Source organism: Streptomyces sp. DT224 (assembly GCF_049844595.1).
Classification (GTDB): domain Bacteria; phylum Actinomycetota; class Actinomycetes; order Streptomycetales; family Streptomycetaceae; genus Streptomyces.
In genome coordinates, this window is record NZ_JBNCLI010000011.1 from 334,205 (window position 1) to 352,294 (window position 18,090).

At 70.9% G+C, this 18,090-nt stretch carries 15 protein-coding genes; 6 read left to right on the forward strand and 9 right to left on the reverse strand.

Translation table 11 applies throughout. The annotated features are described in order from the left end of the window. Positions 1–188 precede the first annotated feature (188 nt). On the reverse strand, positions 189–1,229 hold the full coding sequence (gene mgrA, locus ACLQ2N_RS27785; protein ID WP_425817049.1) for an L-glyceraldehyde 3-phosphate reductase: 1,041 nt from the start codon (positions 1,227–1,229) through the stop codon (positions 189–191). Between the two features lie 199 nt (positions 1,230–1,428). On the opposite strand from mgrA, the gene ACLQ2N_RS27790 reads away from it, so the two are divergent. The 4 genes from ACLQ2N_RS27790 (at position 1,429) to ACLQ2N_RS27805 (ending at position 6,319) form a co-directional block, all read left to right on the forward strand. Then, positions 1,429–2,190: an isoprenyl transferase gene (locus ACLQ2N_RS27790; RefSeq protein ID WP_164402422.1), complete on the forward strand. Its 762-nt coding sequence runs from the start codon at positions 1,429–1,431 to the stop codon at positions 2,188–2,190. Positions 2,191–2,385: 195 nt separating this feature from the next. Next, on the forward strand, positions 2,386–3,708 hold the full coding sequence (locus ACLQ2N_RS27795; RefSeq protein WP_425817051.1) for a PhoH family protein: 1,323 nt from the start codon (positions 2,386–2,388) through the stop codon (positions 3,706–3,708). A gap of 390 nt (positions 3,709–4,098) precedes the next feature. Beyond that, a complete protein-coding gene (locus ACLQ2N_RS27800; protein WP_425817053.1) occupies positions 4,099–4,812 on the forward strand; it encodes a lytic transglycosylase domain-containing protein in 714 nt (237 codons plus the stop codon). Positions 4,813–4,942: 130 nt separating this feature from the next. After that, a complete protein-coding gene (locus tag ACLQ2N_RS27805) occupies positions 4,943–6,319 on the forward strand; it encodes an AI-2E family transporter (protein ID WP_425817055.1) in 1,377 nt (458 codons plus the stop codon). Positions 6,320–6,395: 76 nt separating this feature from the next. Here the strand turns inward: ACLQ2N_RS27805 and ACLQ2N_RS27810 are convergent, their stop codons facing one another. Together ACLQ2N_RS27810 and ACLQ2N_RS27815 are read right to left on the reverse strand one after the other, a co-directional pair. Then, positions 6,396–6,929: an alkyl hydroperoxide reductase gene (locus ACLQ2N_RS27810; RefSeq protein ID WP_093706689.1), complete on the reverse strand. Its 534-nt coding sequence runs from the start codon at positions 6,927–6,929 to the stop codon at positions 6,396–6,398. 12 nt (positions 6,930–6,941) lie between these two features. Continuing rightward, positions 6,942–7,496 (reverse strand): peroxiredoxin, encoded by a 555-nt coding sequence (locus ACLQ2N_RS27815; RefSeq protein ID WP_037688641.1) that lies wholly within the window; start codon positions 7,494–7,496, stop codon positions 6,942–6,944. A gap of 132 nt (positions 7,497–7,628) precedes the next feature. Here ACLQ2N_RS27815 and ACLQ2N_RS27820 point away from each other — a divergent pair, with 132 nt between their 5' ends. Further along, on the forward strand, positions 7,629–8,594 hold the full coding sequence (locus ACLQ2N_RS27820) for a hydrogen peroxide-inducible genes activator (RefSeq protein ID WP_425817058.1): 966 nt from the start codon (positions 7,629–7,631) through the stop codon (positions 8,592–8,594). Between the two features lie 26 nt (positions 8,595–8,620). On the opposite strand, the gene ACLQ2N_RS27825 is transcribed toward ACLQ2N_RS27820, so the two are convergent. From ACLQ2N_RS27825 to ACLQ2N_RS27845, 5 genes are all read right to left on the reverse strand, one after another. Further along, on the reverse strand, positions 8,621–11,017 hold the full coding sequence (locus ACLQ2N_RS27825) for an ABC transporter permease (protein WP_425817060.1): 2,397 nt from the start codon (positions 11,015–11,017) through the stop codon (positions 8,621–8,623). Next, the gene (locus tag ACLQ2N_RS27830) at positions 11,014–11,700 is read right to left on the reverse strand and encodes an ABC transporter ATP-binding protein (protein ID WP_425817062.1); all 687 of its coding nucleotides are present in this window, start codon (positions 11,698–11,700) and stop codon (positions 11,014–11,016) included. The genes ACLQ2N_RS27825 and ACLQ2N_RS27830 overlap by 4 nt, the downstream gene beginning before the upstream one ends. After that, entirely contained in the window at positions 11,697–12,221 is a 525-nt protein-coding gene (locus ACLQ2N_RS27835) for a PadR family transcriptional regulator (RefSeq protein ID WP_425817064.1), read from the reverse strand. Before ACLQ2N_RS27835 ends, ACLQ2N_RS27830 begins: the two co-directional genes overlap by 4 nt. Before the next feature lie 139 nt (positions 12,222–12,360). After that, the gene (locus tag ACLQ2N_RS27840) at positions 12,361–12,561 is read right to left on the reverse strand and encodes a hypothetical protein (RefSeq protein WP_425817131.1); all 201 of its coding nucleotides are present in this window, start codon (positions 12,559–12,561) and stop codon (positions 12,361–12,363) included. 53 nt (positions 12,562–12,614) lie between these two features. After that, the gene (locus ACLQ2N_RS27845) at positions 12,615–13,586 is read right to left on the reverse strand and encodes an SPFH domain-containing protein (RefSeq protein WP_425817066.1); all 972 of its coding nucleotides are present in this window, start codon (positions 13,584–13,586) and stop codon (positions 12,615–12,617) included. Positions 13,587–13,813: 227 nt separating this feature from the next. On the opposite strand from ACLQ2N_RS27845, the gene ACLQ2N_RS27850 reads away from it, so the two are divergent. Beyond that, a complete protein-coding gene (locus ACLQ2N_RS27850) occupies positions 13,814–16,102 on the forward strand; it encodes a transglycosylase domain-containing protein (protein ID WP_425817068.1) in 2,289 nt (762 codons plus the stop codon). Positions 16,103–16,194: 92 nt separating this feature from the next. Here ACLQ2N_RS27850 and ACLQ2N_RS27855 read toward each other — a convergent pair whose 3' ends face one another. Further along, complete coding sequence (locus ACLQ2N_RS27855; protein WP_425817070.1) at positions 16,195–18,084, reverse strand: SpoIIE family protein phosphatase; 1,890 nt, start codon at positions 18,082–18,084, stop codon at positions 16,195–16,197. Positions 18,085–18,090 lie beyond the last annotated feature (6 nt).

Sequence of the window (18,090 nt, forward strand, 5' to 3'; positions counted from 1 at the left end):
AGGGGTGCGGTGAGGGCCGGTCGATGACCGGAGCGAAGCCTCTCACTCTCGGAGAGTAATTATTTCGCGTCGCGGCGCCCAGCATCACTTACGAAGGGTTATGGTGGAAACCCCCCCTCGGGCCGGTCCGTAACCCCCCCCCACGGACCGGCCCGTTTTTTCTGCCCGGCTCCGGGCCGGGCAGGCACTCAGCCCCGCGCGGCCCAGATGTTGGTGCCCTCGGTGTCGACGGCGAAGACGTCGATCTCCTCCAGCTCCTCGGCCGACAGCTCCGGGCCCGCCAGCGCCGCGACGTTCTCCTCCAGCTGACCCACGCTCGACGCGCCGATCAGGGCGGACGTCATCCGGCTGTCGCGCAGCACCCACGTCAGGGCCAGCTGGGCGAGCGACTGGCCCCGGCGGCGCGCGATGTCGTTCAGCCCGTTCAGCCGGCGCACGACCTCCTGCGACAGCAGGTCCGGGTCGAGCGACTTGCCCTGCGTGGCGCGCGAACCCTCCGGGATGCCGTTCAGGTACTTCCCGGTCAGCAGCCCCTGGGCCAGCGGCACGAAGGAGATGCAGCCCATCCCGGCCGCCTCCAGCGTGTCCAGGAGCCCGTCCTCCTCGGTCCAGCGGTTGATCATCGAGTAGGACGGCTGGTGGATCAGGGCCGGCACGCCCATCTCGCGCAGCAGCCGCGCCGCCTCGGCGGTCTGCGCCGAGTCGTACGAGGACACCCCCACGTACAGCGCCTTGCCCTGCTGTACGGCGGAGGCCAGCGCCCCCATCGTCTCCTCCAGCGGAGTCTCCGGGTCGAAGCGGTGCGAGTAGAAGATGTCGACGTAGTCCAGGCCCGTCCGCTTCAGCGAGGCGTCCAGCGACGACAGCAGGTACTTGCGCGACCCCCACTCCCCGTACGGCCCGGGGTGCATCTCGTACCCCGCCTTGGTCGAGATCAGCAGATCGTCCCGGTACGGGGCGAAGTCCTGGCGGAAGAGCTTGCCGAAGTTCAGCTCGGCCGAGCCGGCCGGCGGACCGTAGTTGTTGGCCAGGTCGAAATGGGTCACACCGAGGTCGAAGGCGCGGCGCAGGATGGCCCGCTGGGAGCCGAGCGCCCGGTCGTCGCCGAAGTTGTGCCAGAGGCCGAGCGAGACGGCCGGCAGCTTCAGACCGCTGCGTCCGCTGCGCCGGTACTCCATGGAGTCGTAGCGGGTCGGGGCGGCCTGGTAGGGGGAGGAGGAATCAGTCACGATTCTCTCCTTATCACGGACTTGTGACAGGCCGGGTTGGGTGGGTGCGGGGCCCGCGCAGTAATGTGGCCTGACGGGACTGCCATGACACGGCGGGGCGATCCGCCCCCTTCCAGTGCGGCGATCCGATCCCCAGGGGACGACCCCGGACCCCTGACGCGGGGCCGGCGGGCCCGCACGGAACCGAGAGGTGGACTCAGTGAACTTGCGCGACCTGGTGTACGGGCTCTACGCGCGCCGGGTGGAGGCCCGCCTCGACCACTCCCAGGTGCCCAAGCACATCGGCGTCATCCTCGACGGCAACCGCCGCTGGGCCAAGGCGTCCGGCGGTACGGCCGCCGAGGGCCACCAGGCCGGGGCCGAGAAGATCAAGGAACTCCTGGGCTGGTGCAGCGAGACCGACGTCGAGGTCGTCACGCTCTGGATGCTGTCCACCGACAACTTCGACCGGCCCGAGGCCGAGCTGACGCCCCTCCTCGGCATCATCGAGAACACGGTGCGCGGCCTGGCCGCGGACGGCCGCTGGCGGGTCCACCACGTCGGCACGCTCGACCTGCTGCCCGCCCACACCCAGACCGTCCTGAAGGAGGCCGAGCAGGCCACGGTCGGGGTCGACGGGATACTCGTCAACGTCGCGGTGGGCTACGGCGGGCGGCAGGAGATCGCCGACGCCGTGCGTTCCCTGCTCCTGGAACACTCCGCCAAGGGCACCTCCTTCGAGGACCTGGCCGAGATCGTCTCCACCGACCTCATCTCCGAGCACCTCTACACGCGCGGCCAGCCCGACCCCGACCTCGTCATCCGCACCAGCGGCGAGCAGCGCCTCTCCGGGTTCATGCTCTGGCAGAGCGCGCACTCCGAGTACTACTTCTGCGAGGTCTTCTGGCCGGCCTTCCGCCGGGTCGACTTCCTGCGGGCACTGCGCGACTACGCCGCCCGCCATCGCCGCTACGGAGGCTAGGGCCGCAGGCCGGGCGCGCGGGGTCCGCCCCGCGTCCCCCGGAAGAGATCCGGTCGGCATGGCCGGCCGGGTAAGAGGGCATATCCCTGACAGGCCGGCGCCCGGTCACCAGCCGGGTGGGCGCCGATGACAAGTGGGATGCCACGCGACGCCCGCCGTCGCACCCCGACCTCTTCCGAGGGGGTACGTCCTTCCGTGGTGACCAGCACAAAGCGCCGCCTGCCCGACAGGCGCACCTACGTTCTCGACACCAGCGTCCTGCTGGCCGATCCGAACGCCATGGCCCGCTTCGACGAGCACGAGGTCGTGCTCCCGGTCGTCGTGGTCACGGAACTGGAGGCCAAACGGCACCATCCGGAGCTCGGTTACTTCGCCCGCCAGGCCCTGCGCCTGCTGGACGACTTCCGGGTCCGCTACGGCCGGCTGGACGCGCCGATCCCCCTCGGGGACCTCGGCGGGACGCTCCGCGTCGAGCTCAACCACTCCGATCCCGGCGTCCTGCCCGCCGGCTACCGGTTGGGGGACAACGACTCACGGATCCTCGCGGTCGCGCGCAACCTCCAGGCCGAGGGGTACGACGTCACGGTCGTCTCCAAGGACCTGCCGCTGCGCATCAAGGCGTCATCGGTCGGCCTCCTCGCCGAGGAGTACCGCGCGGAGCTGGCGATCACCGACTCCGGCTGGACGGGCATGTCCGAACTGTCCCTCGGTGCCGACCAGGTGGACCTGCTCTTCGCCGAGGAGACGCTGTACGTCCCCGAGGCCGCCGAACTGCCCGTGCACACCGGCCTGGTCCTCCAGTCCGAACGCGGCAAGGCGCTCGGCCGGGTCACGGCCGAGGGCAATGTGCGGCTCGTCCGCGGCGAGCGGGAGGCGTTCGGCATCCACGGCCGCAGCGCCGAGCAGCGCATCGCCCTGGACCTGCTGCTCGACCAGGAGGTGGGCATCGTCTCGCTGGGCGGCCGGGCCGGCACCGGCAAGTCGGCGCTGGCGCTCTGCGCGGGGCTCGAAGCGGTGCTGGAGCGCGGGCAGCACAAGAAGGTGATGGTCTTCCGCCCGCTGTACGCGGTGGGCGGGCAGGAGCTCGGTTATCTCCCCGGCAGCGAGGCCGAGAAGATGAGCCCCTGGGCGCAGGCCGTCTTCGACACCCTCTCGGCCGTCTCCGGGCGCGAGGTGATCGAGGAGGTGCTGGGGCGCGGCATGCTGGAGATCCTGCCGCTCACCCACATCCGGGGCCGTTCCCTGCACGACGCCTTCGTGATCGTCGACGAGGCCCAGTCGCTCGAACGGAACGTCCTGCTGACTGTGTTGTCCAGGATCGGCACGAATTCCCGGGTCGTCCTCACCCATGACGTGGCCCAGCGGGACAACCTCAGGGTCGGCCGTTACGACGGCGTGGTCGCCGTGGTCGAGAAGCTGAAGGGGCATCCGCTCTTCGCGCATGTGACGCTCACGCGTTCGGAGCGTTCCCGCATCGCCGCACTGGTGACCGAAATGTTGGAGGAAGGTCAGATCTGATACGGGTTGGGACGTTGACGCCGCCCGGCGGGCCAAGCAGCCTAGCCGGGCGGCGGCGTGTTGTGGCGCCTTTTCCGTCATTCGGGACCGCCAAACGAGGTGTGACCTTTCCCACGCAACGGAGAATTGCTTCCCCCGGTCCGATTCCGGCAGAGTCTTGCTTCCGTCAGGCCCCGCATACGGCACACCGGCACCTCCAGAGGCGCCACGCACCACACAACTCAACAACCGCCGTCCGTATGCCGCCCGCGAGCACCACGCGGCGCTCCTCCCGAGGAGTCGCCCACCGGGCCCGTGCCTTCCCGTGACCCAAGCAGTAGGGAGGCCAGTGCCAGGGGCACGATTGCGCCCGCGAGGTCACCTAAGCGGGCGATGCTGGAAGGACACCGTGTGAGCCGGATTTCGGTCCGGGGGTTCGCCGTGGCATCTGCCACCGCGGTCACCACCGTAGGCGCCGTCGTAGGCGTTGCATCGGGCAGCACCCCTGCTGCCGACGACAACAACTTCGAGGCGACCGCAGCCGACACCACGCTGCTCGCAGACATCCCCGCGGGCCAGCAGGCCCAGGTCCAGACCGCTTCGCTGACGCAGCAGGCCGACGCCCAGGCGTCCGCCGCCGACGCCGCCGCGAAGAAGTCCGCGGAGGAGACCGCCCGCGTCCAGGCCGCCAAGGACGCGAAGTCCAAGAAGCAGGCCGCCGAGGACCGGCTGGAGCGCGAGCGCCAGGCGGAGAAGGACCGCAAGGAGCGCGAGCGCGCAAGCCGCTCCGAGATCCGCTCCACCGCGTCGTTCGCGCAGCAGAGCTCGTACACCGTGGCCGAAGTCCAGGCGATGGCTCGTCAGATGATGCCCGCCGACCAGTTCCAGTGCTTCAGCAACATCGTGAACCACGAGTCGAGCTGGAACTACCGGGCGAGCAACCCGTCCTCCGGTGCCTACGGTCTCGTCCAGGCCCTCCCCGGCTCCAAGATGGCTTCGGCCGGTGCCGACTGGATGACCAACCCGGCCACCCAGATCAAGTGGGGCCTCAGCTACATGAACAGCCCGCGCTACGGCAGCCCGTGCGCCGCCTGGTCCTTCTGGCAGGCCAACCACTGGTACTAGAACCAGGGTTCACCAGCTCAACCCCGTGAAGCCCCTCGCCGTCCTTCGGCGGGGGGCTTCACGCGTGTACGGTCGTGCGGAACGCTCCCGGGGAGCGGTGGGGAGAGCGGACGGGGGTAGAGGAACAGCTATGTCGAAACTGCCGGGGTGGCTCGGACAACTGGGTGCTGAGCTGAGCAGGCTGAGCGAGCGTCTCGATGAGCGGCGGGCCGAGTCGGAGGCCGACGACCCCCTGCTCGGGGACCCGCACGGGCGGATCCCGGCGGAGGCCGGGAAGGATGAGGCGGCCCACGTCGACCAGGTGCCCGCCCCGCCCACCTACGCGCCCACCGTGGCCGCGCGCCCCGATCCGGTCGCGGCGATCCCGTGGGGGATGCGGGTCGCGGCCGAGGCGGGCTGGCGGCTGCTGGTGCTGGCGGGGACCCTGTGGGTGCTGATGCGGATCATCAGCGCCGTGCAACTGGTCGTGCTGGCCTTCGTCGCCGCGCTGCTGGTCACCGCGCTGCTCCAGCCGACCGTCGCCCGGCTGCGGCGCCACGGGCTGCCGAGGGGCCTGGCGACGGCCGTCACCGCGATCTCCGGCTTCGTCATCATGGGCCTGGTCGGCTGGTTCGTGGTGTGGCAGGTCATGGACAACATCGACACCCTCTCCGACAAGGTGACGAAGGGGATCGACGACCTCAAGAACTGGCTCCTGGCCAGTCCGTTCCATGTCACCGACAAGCAGATCAACGACATCGCCAAGAACCTCAGCGACACCGTCGGCACCAACACCGAGGCCATCACCACCGCGGGCCTCCAGGGCGTCACCGTGGTCGTGGAGTTCATGACCGGCGCGCTGCTCGCGATGTTCTCGACGCTCTTCCTGCTCTACGACGGCGCGCGCATCTGGCAGTGGGTGCTCAAGCTGGTCCCCGCGCAGGCGAGGCCCGGGGTCGCCGGGGCCGGTCCGCGCGCCTGGCGGACGCTGACCGCCTATGTGCGCGGCACGGTCATCGTGGCCCTGATCGACGCGATCTTCATCGGGCTCGGGATCTACTTCCTCAACGTGCCGATGGCGGTGCCGCTGGCCGTCTTCATCTTCCTGTTCGCCTTCATCCCGCTCGTCGGCGCGGTGGTCTCCGGGGCGCTGGCGGTGGTCGTCGCCCTGGTCACGGAGGGCGTGTTCACCGCGCTGATGGTGCTGGCCGTGGTCCTCGCCGTGCAGCAGATCGAGGGCCACGTCCTCCAGCCGTTCATCCTGGGCCGGGCGGTGCGGGTCCACCCGCTGGCCGTGGTGCTCTCGGTCGCGGCGGGCGGCATGATCGCCGGGATCGGCGGCGCGGTGGTGGCGGTGCCGCTGGTCGCGGTGACCAACACGGTGGTCGGCTATCTGCGCTCGTACGGGCAGGAGGACTCGCGCCGCCACTCGCCGCCCCCGCACGGGGCGACCGCCCTCGACGCGGCGCCGGCGGCCGGCCCCACGCCGGAGAAGGGCGGGGACGAACCGCCGCCGGAGCCCTCGTAACGCGTACGCGCAGGAAGAAGGGCCCCTCGGACGGTCGGTCGTCCTCGGGGCCCTTCTCGTATTCAGGGTACGGCGTCTACTCGGCGAGTACGGCCTCGGCGTCGAGGGTCACACCCACCGCCTGGATCACCGAGGCGATCTTGACGGCTTCCTGGATGGTCTCGCGGTCCACGCCGGCCTTGCGGAGCACCTGCTCGTGCGAGTCGAGGCACTGGCCGCAGCCGTTGATCGCGGAGACGGCGAGCGACCACAGCTCGAAGTCGACCTTCTCCACGCCCGGCTTGCCGATGACGTTCATCCGCAGACCCGCGCGCAGGTTCCCGTACTCGGGGTCCGAGAGCAGGTGGCGGGTGCGGTAGAAGACGTTGTTCATCGCCATGATGGCGGCGGCCGACTTCGCGGCGGTGTACGCCTCCGCGGAGAGGTTGGCCTTCGCCTCCGGCTCCAGTTCGCGCAGCACCTTCGGCGAGCGCGAGGCGATCGCGCAGGCCAGGACGGTGCCCCAGAGCTGCTGCTGCGGGAGCTCGCTGTTGCCGATGACCGAACCGAGGTTCAGCTTCAGGTCCTTGGCGAAGTCCGGTATGGCGGACTTCAGTTCGTCGAGAGCCATGGTGGTATCAGCTCACTCGCCCGAGAGGAGCGCGACCGGGTCCAGGGTGTTCTCGCCCTTGGTCCAGTTGCAGGGGCACAGCTCGTCGGTCTGCAGGGCGTCGAGGACCCGCAGGACCTCCTTGGGGTTACGGCCCACGGAACCGGCGGTCACCATGGTGAACTGGATCTCGTTGTTCTGGTCCACGATGAAGACGGCGCGCTGCGCGAAGCCGTCCTCGCCCTCGATGCCGAGGTCACGCATGAGCTCGTGCTTCGAGTCGGCCATCATCGGGAAGGGCAGGTCGGTCAGGTCCGGGTGGTCCTTGCGCCAGGCGTGGTGCACGAACTCGGAGTCGCCGGAGAAGCCGAGGATCTGGGCGTCACGGTCGGCGAACTCGTCGTTCAGCTTCCCGAAGGCGGCGATCTCGGTGGGGCACACGAAGGTGAAGTCCTTCGGCCACGCGAAGACGATCTTCCACTGACCCTCGTAGGTCTTGTGGTTGATCTGCTCGAACTCCTTGCCGCTCTCCAGCGACACGCAGGCGGTCAGGTCGAACTCGGGGAACTTGTCACCGACAGTGAGCACGCGCTCTCCTTGCAGCGTAGGTTCTCCCCTTTTGAGGGAGTTCCTGAGGGTTGGACGATCTCCACCATGGCACAGAGTGCATTGATCGCAGAAATAGCTACACTCGGTCGTGATGATCGGAGGTACCTATCAGTGGTGCAGAGCAATCCGGGCAACCGGCTCAAACAGCCCAGCCTCTCGCAGCTGCGCGCCTTCGCCGCCGTCGCCGAATATCTGCACTTCCGGGACGCGGCGGCCGCAATCGGGATGAGTCAGCCCGCGCTCTCCGGGGCCGTGTCCGCGCTGGAGGAGGCACTGGGTGTCCAGCTCATCGAGCGTACGACGCGCAAGGTGCTGCTCTCGCCCGCCGGGGAGCGGCTCGCGGTGCGGGCGCGCGTCGTGCTCGACGCCGTCGGCGAGCTGATGGAGGAGGCCGAGGCGGTCCGCGCCCCCTTCACCGGAGTGCTCAGGCTCGGCGTGATCCCGACCGTCGCCCCGTATCTGCTGCCGGCCGTGCTGCGGCTGGTCCACGAGCGCTACCCGGACCTCGACCTCCAGGTGCACGAGGAGCAGACCTCCTCGCTGATCGAGGGGCTGGGCGCCGGACGGCTCGACCTGCTGCTGCTCGCCGTGCCCCTCGGTGTTCCCGGGGTCAGCGAGCTCCCGCTCTTCGACGAGGACTTCGTGCTCGTCATGGACCGCGGCCACCCGCTCGGCGGGCGCGCCGACATCCCCCGCGACGCGCTGCGGGAGCTGCCGCTGCTGCTGCTGGACGAGGGGCACTGCCTGCGGGACCAGGCGCTCGACATCTGCCGCGAGGCCGGCCGCACGGAGGGCGCGCCGGTCACCACGACCGCGGCCGGGCTCTCCACCCTGGTCCAGCTCGTGGCCGGCGGCCTCGGCGTGACGCTGCTGCCGCGCACCGCGGTCACCGTCGAGACGGCCCGCAACGAGGCGCTGACCACGGCGTACTTCACGGACCCGGCCCCCACCCGGCGGGTGGCGCTGGCGATGCGGACCGGGGCGGCCCGGCAGGAGGAGTTCGAGGAGCTGGCGGCGGCGCTGCGCGAGGCGCTGCGGGCACTGCCGGTACGCGTGACGGAGGGCGGCCGGACGTAGAGGCGTCCGGCCGCCCTCCGCGGTTGTCACTCGCTGCGCAGCCCGTCCGGGCGCATCATGCGCCACAGCGGCGGCAGGGACAGCAGCGTGACCAGCAGGATGAGCGCCCCGCCCGCTCCCGCGAGGGGCAGGAACACCAGCCAGTCGTCCACCGACTTGCCGACCATCCAGCACAGCGCCGCGCCCAGTGAGAGGCCGCCGGCCACGGCGACCGCGAGCCCGATGACCACCGGGAGCGCGGTCTGCCAGAGCACCGACCAGGCGAGGGTGGCCCGCCGGGTGCCGAAGGCGACCAGGACCGAGAGCAGCCGCTTGCGCTCGCGCAGCTGCTCCAGCTGCGAGACCAGCATGGAGGCCGCGATCAGCAGCAGCGTGATAGTGGCGCCGACCTGGAGGCCGGTCTGGACGCTGGCGTACTGGCGGTCGCGTGAGACGGACGTCAGGGTGACCAGGCGCATGCCGGGGTCGATGCGGGCCGCCGTGTTGCGTACGTACTCGGCGGCGTCCGGGACGCTCTCGTCGATGCGGATCTGCGAGGCGGTGATCGCGCCCGGCAGGGTGGTCGCGTCGATCGCCCCCGGGGTGACCATGATCCCCCAGCGGTCCTCTCCGACCGGGTCCTTGCGGCTGACGACGGTCTTCGCGTCGGCGGGCAGCGTCCAGCGCAGCTTCCGGCCGCTCCCCGACTCGAACTCGACCTCCTTGCCCTTGCGGGCGGTCTTGTCCATCCAGCCGGCCATGTCCTTGTCGTTCCTGGGGTGCACGACGAAGGTGTCGCCGTCCTGGCAGGAGCCGATGCGGGCGACCTCGCGCAGGGTGGCGCAGTCACCGACGTTCAGGGAGGTGGTGGGCTGGATGTCGTCCTCGGCGTACTTCCCCGGCTTGGTGACGTACGCCTCGACCATGCCGATGACCTGGGTGACGCCCTTGGTGGCGCGGAACGCCTTGATGGTGTCCACGGCGGCGTTGCCGCTGACCTGCCCCGACGCGGCGTAGAACTGGGCGCGGGAGGGGTCCTGCCCGGTGAGCCTGTTGAAGTCGGCGTTCATCGAGGCGAACAGCATCTGCACGGCCACCGCGCCGGCCACCGCCACGGTGACGCCGCTGACCGCGCGGGAGGCGGTCCCACTGCTCAGCTGGAGCCTGCGAGTGGCGAGCTGCCAGGGCACCGGACCGCCGCGCAGCCGGTTCACGCACGCCTCGACCAGCCACGGCAGCAGCAGGGCGAGCCCGAGGAGGACCAGGATCGCGCCGATGGTGATGGGGTACGGGTTGACGACCTCGTACTCGCCGGACTGGCCGTTGAGCGCGAGCAGGCCGAGCCCCGCGAGGGGGAGCGCCAGCCGCCACCACAGGCGGCGCTTGCGGGCCCGGCCGTTGCGTACGACCCCGAGCGGTTCGATGACCACCGAGCGCATCGCGGACAGCGTGACCAGCACGGCGGTCAGCGGGACGGCGACCGCGATGAGCAGGCACAGCCGCGGGTCGGGGGCGAGGTCGGCCGGGAAGGCACTGACGTCCCAGACCTCGATGTAGCCCACGAACTGCCGCCCCACCAGGAACAGGGCGAGGCCGATGAGCAGACCGAGCACGGAGCCGAACAGCGCCTCGCCCGCCGCGATCCGCCGCGTCGACCTGATGTCCGTACCGACCAGGCGCAAGGCGGCCAGCCGGCGGTCGCGGCGGTCGCCGCCGAAGCGGACGGCGGTGGCGATGAAGATGGCGACGGGCGCGAGCAGCACCACGCAGACCATGATCACCAGCACGACGAGCAGCGGGGCGAGCGGCGGGGTCGGTGCGGGGTCGCCGTATCCGGTGACGCGGTGGCCGCCGGAGGCCGTGGTCAGGGTGTCGCTGCCGGCGTAGAACCACAGTTCGTTGGGCGAGCGCAGTCCGTCGTCCGCGATGGTGCCGGTGATCTTGTACGGATAGCGCTCCTTGAGCAGGGCGTTGTCCGGGTCGTCCAGCAGCTTCTTCAGAGCGGGGGAGACGACCATCTCGCCGGCCGCGGGCAGGGCGTCGATGCCCGGCGGGAGCACCGGGTGGGCGCCGTCGGCGCGCATCAGATAGCCGCTGATACTGCGGTCGTGGAACTCCGTGTCCGCCGCGACCCGCAGGACCGAGGTGTCGGACTTCTTGCCCTGCGCGTCCGGGTTCTCGGAGATCTTGGTCTCGCTGCGGGCGTCCTCCCGAGCGCTGCGCGCGTCGAGCGCGTGCGGCACGGACGCGGCGAGGAACAACAGCGTGACGCCGAGGCCGACGCCGATCGCGGTGAGCAGCGTGCGGGTCCAGCCCTCGCGCCCGCCGGCGGCGGCGAACCGGACGCCGAGGGCGAGGTCGCGCAGCCAGGGCGCGGTGCGGGAGGGGCGGGCCGGCGGCGCGGGCGCGGGGGCCGGGGTCCGCTTCTCGTCCAGGAGTGTCATACGGCGTGCTCCAGGTCCAGGGCCCGGCCGTCGCGCACGGTGACGTCGCGGTCGGAGTAGGCGGCGACGCGGGCCTCATGGGTCACCAGGACGACCGCGACGTTGGCGGAGCGGGCGGCGTCGGTGAGCAGTTGCATGACCCGTTCGCCGTTGAGGGAGTCCAGCGCGCCGGTCGGCTCGTCCGCGAAGATCACCTTCGGGGACGCGGCGAGTGCGCGGGCCACGGCGACGCGCTGGCCCTGGCCGCCGGAGACCTCGCCGGGGCGCTTGCCCCCGATGTCCTCGACCTCCAGGCGCTCCATCCAGGCGCGGGCGGTGCGCTCGGCGTCCTTGCGGCGGGTGCCGTTGAGGCGGAGCGGCAGGGCGACGTTCTCGACGCAGGTGAGCTCGGGCACGAGCTGGCCGAACTGGAAGACGAACCCGAAGTCGCTGCGGCGCAGCGCGCTGCGCTCCGCGTCGGACATCGCGGACAGCTCGCGGCCGTCGTAGGTGATGGTGCCGGAGTCCGGGGTGATGATCCCGGCGAGGCAGTGCAGCAGCGTGGACTTGCCGGAGCCGGACGGGCCCATCACGGCGACGACCTCGCCGGGGTGGACGGAGAACGAGGCGCCGTCGAGCGCGGGGGTCGAGCCGTAGGTCTTGTGCAGGTCGTGCGCGGAGAGGAGGGAGCCGGCGGGGGTCACGGGGCCACCACTTTCTGGAGCTGGCCGAGGCGGGCGGCGGTCAGTTCCAGCCAGCGCAGATCGGCTTCGAGATGAAACAGGGCATGGTCGCAGATCAGCTGGTCGGCGAGGTCGCCGCGGCGCTTGCGGTCGGTGAGGATGCGCATCAGGCGCAGGTGCTCGGAGCGCTGGGCGTCCAGCACGTCACCCGCGTCGCGGCCGGTGAGCATGGCCAGGACGACCTTGGTGTACAGGGTCGACTGGAGGTACGGCTCCGGCTTCTCGGGCTGCGCGAGCCAGGTGGCGACGTCGGTGATGCCGGCGTCCGTGATCGCGTACCGCTTGCGCTCGGGGCCACCCCCGCTCTCCACGCCGTCGACCTCGACGAGGCCGTTCTTCAGCAGCCGGGACATGGTCGAGTAGACCTGCCCGTAGTGCAGGGGGCGGTCGTGCCCGAACTTCTCGTCGAAGGTCCGCTTGAGGTCGTAACCGTGGCGTGGGCCGGACTCCAGGAGCCCGAGCAAGGTGTGGCCGATTGACATGCGGAGCACTCTACATGGTGTGTATACCTACTGTGTATACACGGGGGGAGCAGTCGCACGGCGCACGTCGACGGCCCGCCTCCAGGGTCGAACGGTGCACGTCAACGGCCCGCCCCCAGGGGGACGGGCCGTAGCTGTCTCACTCCTCGCCCGGCGGCTCCGGCGCGGCCTTCGGCGGGCGCCCTCGGCGTGGGATGGGCGAGGCCCCGCCCGGCAGCCGGCCCGCCTCGGCGAGCGCCCGCCGCAGCAGGAACTCGATCTGCGCGTTCGCGCTGCGCAGTTCGTCCGACGCCCAGCGGGCCAGCGCGTCGTGCACGGCGGGGTCCAGCCGCAGCAGCATCTGCTTGCGCTGCCGCGGCCGGGCGCGGGGCGCTTCCCCCGGGCTCTCCTCGGTCACTGGTAGAGCGTGCCCGTGTTGAGGACCGGCTGGGCCGCGCGGTCACCGCACAGGACCACCATCAGGTTGCTCACCATGGACGCCTTCCGCTCCGAGTCGAGCTCCACGATGTCCTGCTCGGCGATCCGGGTCAGCGCCATCTCGACCATGCCGACCGCGCCCTCGACGATCTGCTGCCGGGCCGCGACGACCGCGCCGGCCTGCTGGCGCTGGAGCATCGCGGAGGCGATCTCGGGGGCGTACGCGAGGTGGCTGAAGCGCGACTCGATGATCCGCACGCCCGCCGCCTGCACCCGGGCGGTCAGCTCGACGGCCAGCTTCTCGGTGATCTCCTCGGCGTTGCCCCGCAGCGAGAGGCCGCCCTCCTCATGGGCGTCGTACGGGTACTCGAGGGCGATGTGCCGGACGGCGGACTCGGTCTGGGTGGCCACGAACTCCAGGAAGTCGTCCACCTCGAAGAGCGCCTGGGCGGTGTCCTCGACCTTCCACACGACGATCGCGGCGAGCTCGATCGGGTTGCCGTAGGCGTCGTTGACCTTGAGGACGGCGGTCTCGTGGTTGCGGACGCGGGTGGAGATCTTGCGGCTGGAGGTCAGCGGGTTCACCCAGCGCAGTCCGTCGGTGCGGATGGTGCCCACGTACCGGCCGAACAGCTGGATCACCCGCGCCTCGCCCGGTGCGACCATCTTCACACCGCCCATGCAAATGAACGAGGCGATGGCGAGCAGGACGCCCAGGACGCAGAGCGGGATGCCGACGGCGTTGTTCCCGTTCGAGCCGATGACGCCCCCGACGATGGCGAGCGCGATGCCGGCGATCACGCCGAGCACGGTCAGCAGCAGCCCGAGGCCGCCGGCGATGCTGTGCGCCTTCACCTCCCGGACCTGCGGTTCCGGCATCTCAGGCGCGTCCGGGGCAAGTCCGGCGGACGGCTGGGCGGCGGTGTCGGGCTCGTGCGGGTCGGTCATGGTGGCCCCCGTGGTGGTCAGCTAGCCGGTCGCTAGCAATGTGATTACACATTAACGGTTCTCGCAACCTTGCGCACCCCTCAGGAGTCGGTTCCATCGGGAGTGGGTGCTGATTCTCACGTCCGTAAAATCTCGGATCGTCGGCTTTTCGGCCTTGCCCACGGTGTTAGCTGGCAGGTCCGGGCTGATTCGGCAGAGCAGAGCAGAGAAACGGGAGCGACCAAGCGATGGGTCGAGCGGAAGCGCGACGAGCCCAGCGGCGGGCTGCGAAGAGCGGCGGCATACGCAGGCTCTTCACCTGGCGCAAACTACTGGGCACCGCCCTCGGGGTGATCCTGCTGGGCATGGGCGCCTTCGCCGTGCTCTACATGCTCGTGGACGTGCCCGAGGGCAATGCCAAGGCGCAGATGCAGGCGAACGTCTACAAGTACGCCGACGGGAGCCTGCTGGCCAGGACCGGCGAGGTGAACCGCGAGATCGTGAGCCTCGCCGAGGTGCCCAAGGAGGTCCAGGACACCTTCGTCGCCGCCGAGAACAAGTCCTTCTACGACGACCACGGCGTCGACTTCAAGGGCACCGCGCGCGGCCTGCTCAACACCCTGTCCGGCAAGGGCAAGCAGGGTGGCTCGACCATCACGCAGCAGTACGTCAAGAACTACTACCTGGACCAGGACCAGACGGTCACCCGGAAGCTCAAAGAGCTGGTCATCTCACTGAAGCTGGACCAGAAGAAGACGAAGAAGGAAATCCTCGCCGGGTACATCAACACCAGCTACTACGGCCGCGGCGCCTTCGGTATCCAGGCCGCCGCGCAGGCGTACTACGGCGTGGACGCCAAGGACCTGGACGTCTCCCAGGGCGCCTACCTCGCCGCGCTGCTCCAGGCGCCGAGCCAGTACGACTGGGCGGTCGCCGGTCCGAACGGCAAGCGGCTCGTCAAGGCGCGCTGGGCGTACACCCTGGACAACATGGTCGAGGAGGGCTGGCTCGACGCCGGCAAGCGGCAGGGGCTGAAGTTCCCCGTGCCGCACGACCCCAAGCCGCTCAACGGAACGGCCGGCCAGAAGGGGTACATCGTCGAGGCGGCCCGCAACGCGGTGCTCAAGCAGACGGGCCTCACCGCGGACCAGTTCGACATCGGTGGCTGGACGATCACCGTCAACATCGACAAGAAGAAGCAGGAGCAGCTGGAGAAGTCCGTCGAGACGAAGCTGCTCGACAAGCTGGACACCAAGAAGCGCAAGCTCGACCAGGACATCCAGGCGGGCGCGGTCTCGGTCGACCCGAAGACCGGCGCGGTGCTGGCCCTGTATGGCGGGCGCGGCCAGAACGTCCACTGGACGTCGAACGCCACCCGCTCCGACTTCCAGCCCGCGTCCACCTTCAAGCCGGTCATCCTCGCCGCCGCCCTCGCCGAGGAGTCGAAGACCCAGGACGGCGAGCGGATCACGGCGAGCACCCGCTACGACGGCACCAGCAAGCGTCCTGTCGTCGGCAGCGACATCCCGTTCAACCCGGAGAACGAGGACGACCAGGACTACGGCCGGATCACCGTCCAGGACGCGATGAACAAGTCCGTCAACTCCGTCTTCGCGCAGATGGGCGTCGACGTCGGCATGGACAAGGTCATGAAGACCGCCGGTGAGCTCGGCATGGACGTGAAGGGGCTGAAGGGCACACCCGCGATGACCCTCGGCTCCATGGGCGCGAGCCCGCTGGAGATGGCCGGGGTCTACGCCACCTTCGACAACCACGGCAAGGAGGTCACCCCGCAGATCGTGAAGTCGGCCGTGCACGAGGGCGACGCGGTGGACCTGCCGGACGCCATCGGCGACCAGGTGATCTCCCGTCAGGCGGCGGACTCCGTGACCTCGGTGCTCACGGGTGTGGTGGACGACGGTACGGCCCGCGGGGTCCGCAACGCCGAAGGGCTCGCCAAGCGGGCGATCGCCGGCAAGACCGGTACCTCCGACGACAACAAGTCGGCCTGGTTCACCGGCTACACCCCCGACCTGGTCACCTCGGTCGGCCTGTTCGGCGAGGCCGCGTTCGACCGCACCGACGACGACGGCAAGAAGATCAAGAAGAACGCGCAGGTGACCCTCCAGGGCGCCGGTGGCGGCGGCCGCGTCAACGGTGGCGGCTTCCCCGCCGAGATCTGGGCCGACTACATGGGGCACTCCGTCGGCAAGGCCCGCAAGTTCGACCTCGACACCGACATGGGCGCTGCGGTCAGCCCGCCGCCGGTGTCCCACTCGCCGAGCCCGAGCACCTCGCCCTCCGACGACCCCTCGCCCTCCCCCTCGCCGTCCACGTCGCCCTCCTCCGAGCCGCCGCCGGCCAGCGAGTCCCCGCAGAGCTCCCCGCCCGCCTCGCCCTCGGGCGGCGCGACGAGCGAACCGCCGCCCAGTCCCTCGAACCGGCCGGGCCCGGACCCCTCGTCCACCGTGGAGCTCCCGGACCTGTCGGGGGACAAGCGGCCGGACAACAGCGACAACAACAACGACGACAGGTGACCGGCTGACGCGCCGGCCCGGCAACGGCAACGGGCGGTGTACGAGGAGGAGCCTCGTACACCGCCCGTTCGCGTCTTCCGGGGCCGGGGCCGCTACCCGCGCACCGGCATCTCGAACCACACCACCTTGCCCGTCGACAGGCGCGTCGCGCCCCAGCGGCGGGCCAGGCGGTTGACCAGGAACAGGCCGCGCCCGTTCTCGTCCATGTCCTTGGCGCGGCGCTGCCGGGGCAGCTGCGGGGAGTCGTCGCCGACCTCGCAGCGCAGCGTGTCGGTGCGCAGCAGCCGCAGGGTGACCGGGCGCTCCGCGTACCGCACGGCGTTGGTGACCACCTCGCTGATCAGGAGCTCCACCGAGTCCGACAGGTCGTCCAGGCCCCACCGGCCGAGCGCCCTGCGCGCCAGCCTGCGGGCCCGGCCGGGAGCGGACTCGTCCGGGTCCAGGAACCAGTAGGCGACATCGCTCGGCGCGATCCCGTCGAAGCGGGCGGCGAGCAGCGCGATGTCGTCGTCGCGGTCACCGGGACCCAGCATGTCCAGCACGTCGTCGCACAGGGCCTCCAGCGGCGGCGAGTGGTCCGGGCCGGTCAGCCGGGCGGTCGCGGCGAGCCGTTCCCGCAGCAGCTCGATCCCCGTCCACACGTCCCGCAGCCGCGACTCGACCAGCCCGTCGGTGTACAGCAGCAGCGTCGCACCGGCCGGTGCGTCCAGCTCGACGGCCTCGAAGTCCACTCCGCCGACGCCGATCGGGGCGCCCGGGGGCACCCGCAGCACCTCGGCGCGGCCGCCCAGGTGCAGCAGCACGGGCGGCGGATGGCCCGCGTTGGCGACGGTGATGCGGTGCGCGACCGGGTCGTACACCGCGTACAGGCAGGTGGCCATGCGGTCGCTGCCGAGGCGCTGCGCCTGCTCGTCCAGATGGTGCAAAACCTCCTGCGGGGGCAGGTCGAGGCCGGCCAGGGTCTGCGCGGTGGTCCGGAGCTGGCCCATGATCGCGGCGGAGGTCATGGAGTGGCCCATGACGTCCCCGACGACCAGGGCGACCCGGCTGCCGGGCAGCGGGATCGCGTCGTACCAGTCGCCGCCCACCCGGGCCGTCTCGGCGGCGGGGAGGTAGCGCGAGGCGAGTTTCACCCCGGTCGGCTGGGGGAGCGAGTCGGGCAGCATCGTGCGCTGGAGCTCGTCCGCGATGTACGCCTCGCGCCCGTAGAGCACGGCCTTGTCGATGCCGAGGGCGGTGTGCGTGGCCAGCTGGGCGGCGACCAGGAGGTCGTTGGCCTCGAAGGCCGGGCGCTCGGCGCCGCGCAGGAAGACCGCCGCCCCGATCACCCGCCGCCGGCCGCGCAACGGGGCCAGGATCACCCGGTGGCCCGACGGCACCGTGCGGTCCGCGCCCAGCAGTTCGGGGAGCGCGACGCGGGCCGCCGCGGAGTCGCCGAAGACCGGGCGCACCCCGCGCAGCACCTCGGCGAGCGCGCTCCCGGGCCGCACCTCGCACAGCTCGGCGGCGGGCATCAGGTCGGCCTGCGGGTCGACGGCGGGCAGCCGCAGCCGCTCCGTCTCCGAGAGGCTCTCGGTCTCCTCGTCGGCCAGCCGCAGCCGGTCCGAGCGGCGCAGCCGCAGCACGAACGGGTTGACCGGCCGTTCGTCGCCGACGGGCAGCGGGTCGCGGAGGTAGACGAGTATGGCGTCGGAGAACGTCGGCACGCTGGCGCGGCACAGCCCGAGCACGATCTCGTCCAGGTCGATGCCCCGGGCGATCCGCCGGGTCGCGGCCCCCACGAAGCGCAGCCGGTCGCCCTCGCGCCGCGTCGCCGCCTGCGGGTCGGGAGCCGTGTTCGCGGGGCCCTTGGCGGGGGCCGGGATCGCCGTGGCGGCAGCGGCGGCCGCCACGGCGGCGTCCCGCTGCCGCGGCCGGGTGCGTTCCTGCGGCCGGGCGGCGAGAGGCTGCCGGCCTTCGTGGGAGGTGGAGTGCTCCGTCACGCGTGG

Coding starts and splice junctions, on each gene's coding strand:
- ACLQ2N_RS27825 (WP_425817060.1), bottom strand. CDS start 11,017: ATGACACTCCTGGACGAGAAGCGGACCCCGGCCCCCGCGCCCGCGCCG.
- ACLQ2N_RS27805 (WP_425817055.1), top strand. CDS start 4,943: ATGTCGAAACTGCCGGGGTGGCTCGGACAACTGGGTGCTGAGCTGAGC.
- ACLQ2N_RS27810 (WP_093706689.1), bottom strand. CDS start 6,929: ATGGCTCTCGACGAACTGAAGTCCGCCATACCGGACTTCGCCAAGGAC.
- ACLQ2N_RS27845 (WP_425817066.1), bottom strand. CDS start 13,586: ATGACCGACCCGCACGAGCCCGACACCGCCGCCCAGCCGTCCGCCGGA.
- ACLQ2N_RS27850 (WP_425817068.1), top strand. CDS start 13,814: ATGGGTCGAGCGGAAGCGCGACGAGCCCAGCGGCGGGCTGCGAAGAGC.
- ACLQ2N_RS27840 (WP_425817131.1), bottom strand. CDS start 12,561: ATGCTGCTGCGGCTGGACCCCGCCGTGCACGACGCGCTGGCCCGCTGG.
- ACLQ2N_RS27835 (WP_425817064.1), bottom strand. CDS start 12,221: ATGTCAATCGGCCACACCTTGCTCGGGCTCCTGGAGTCCGGCCCACGC.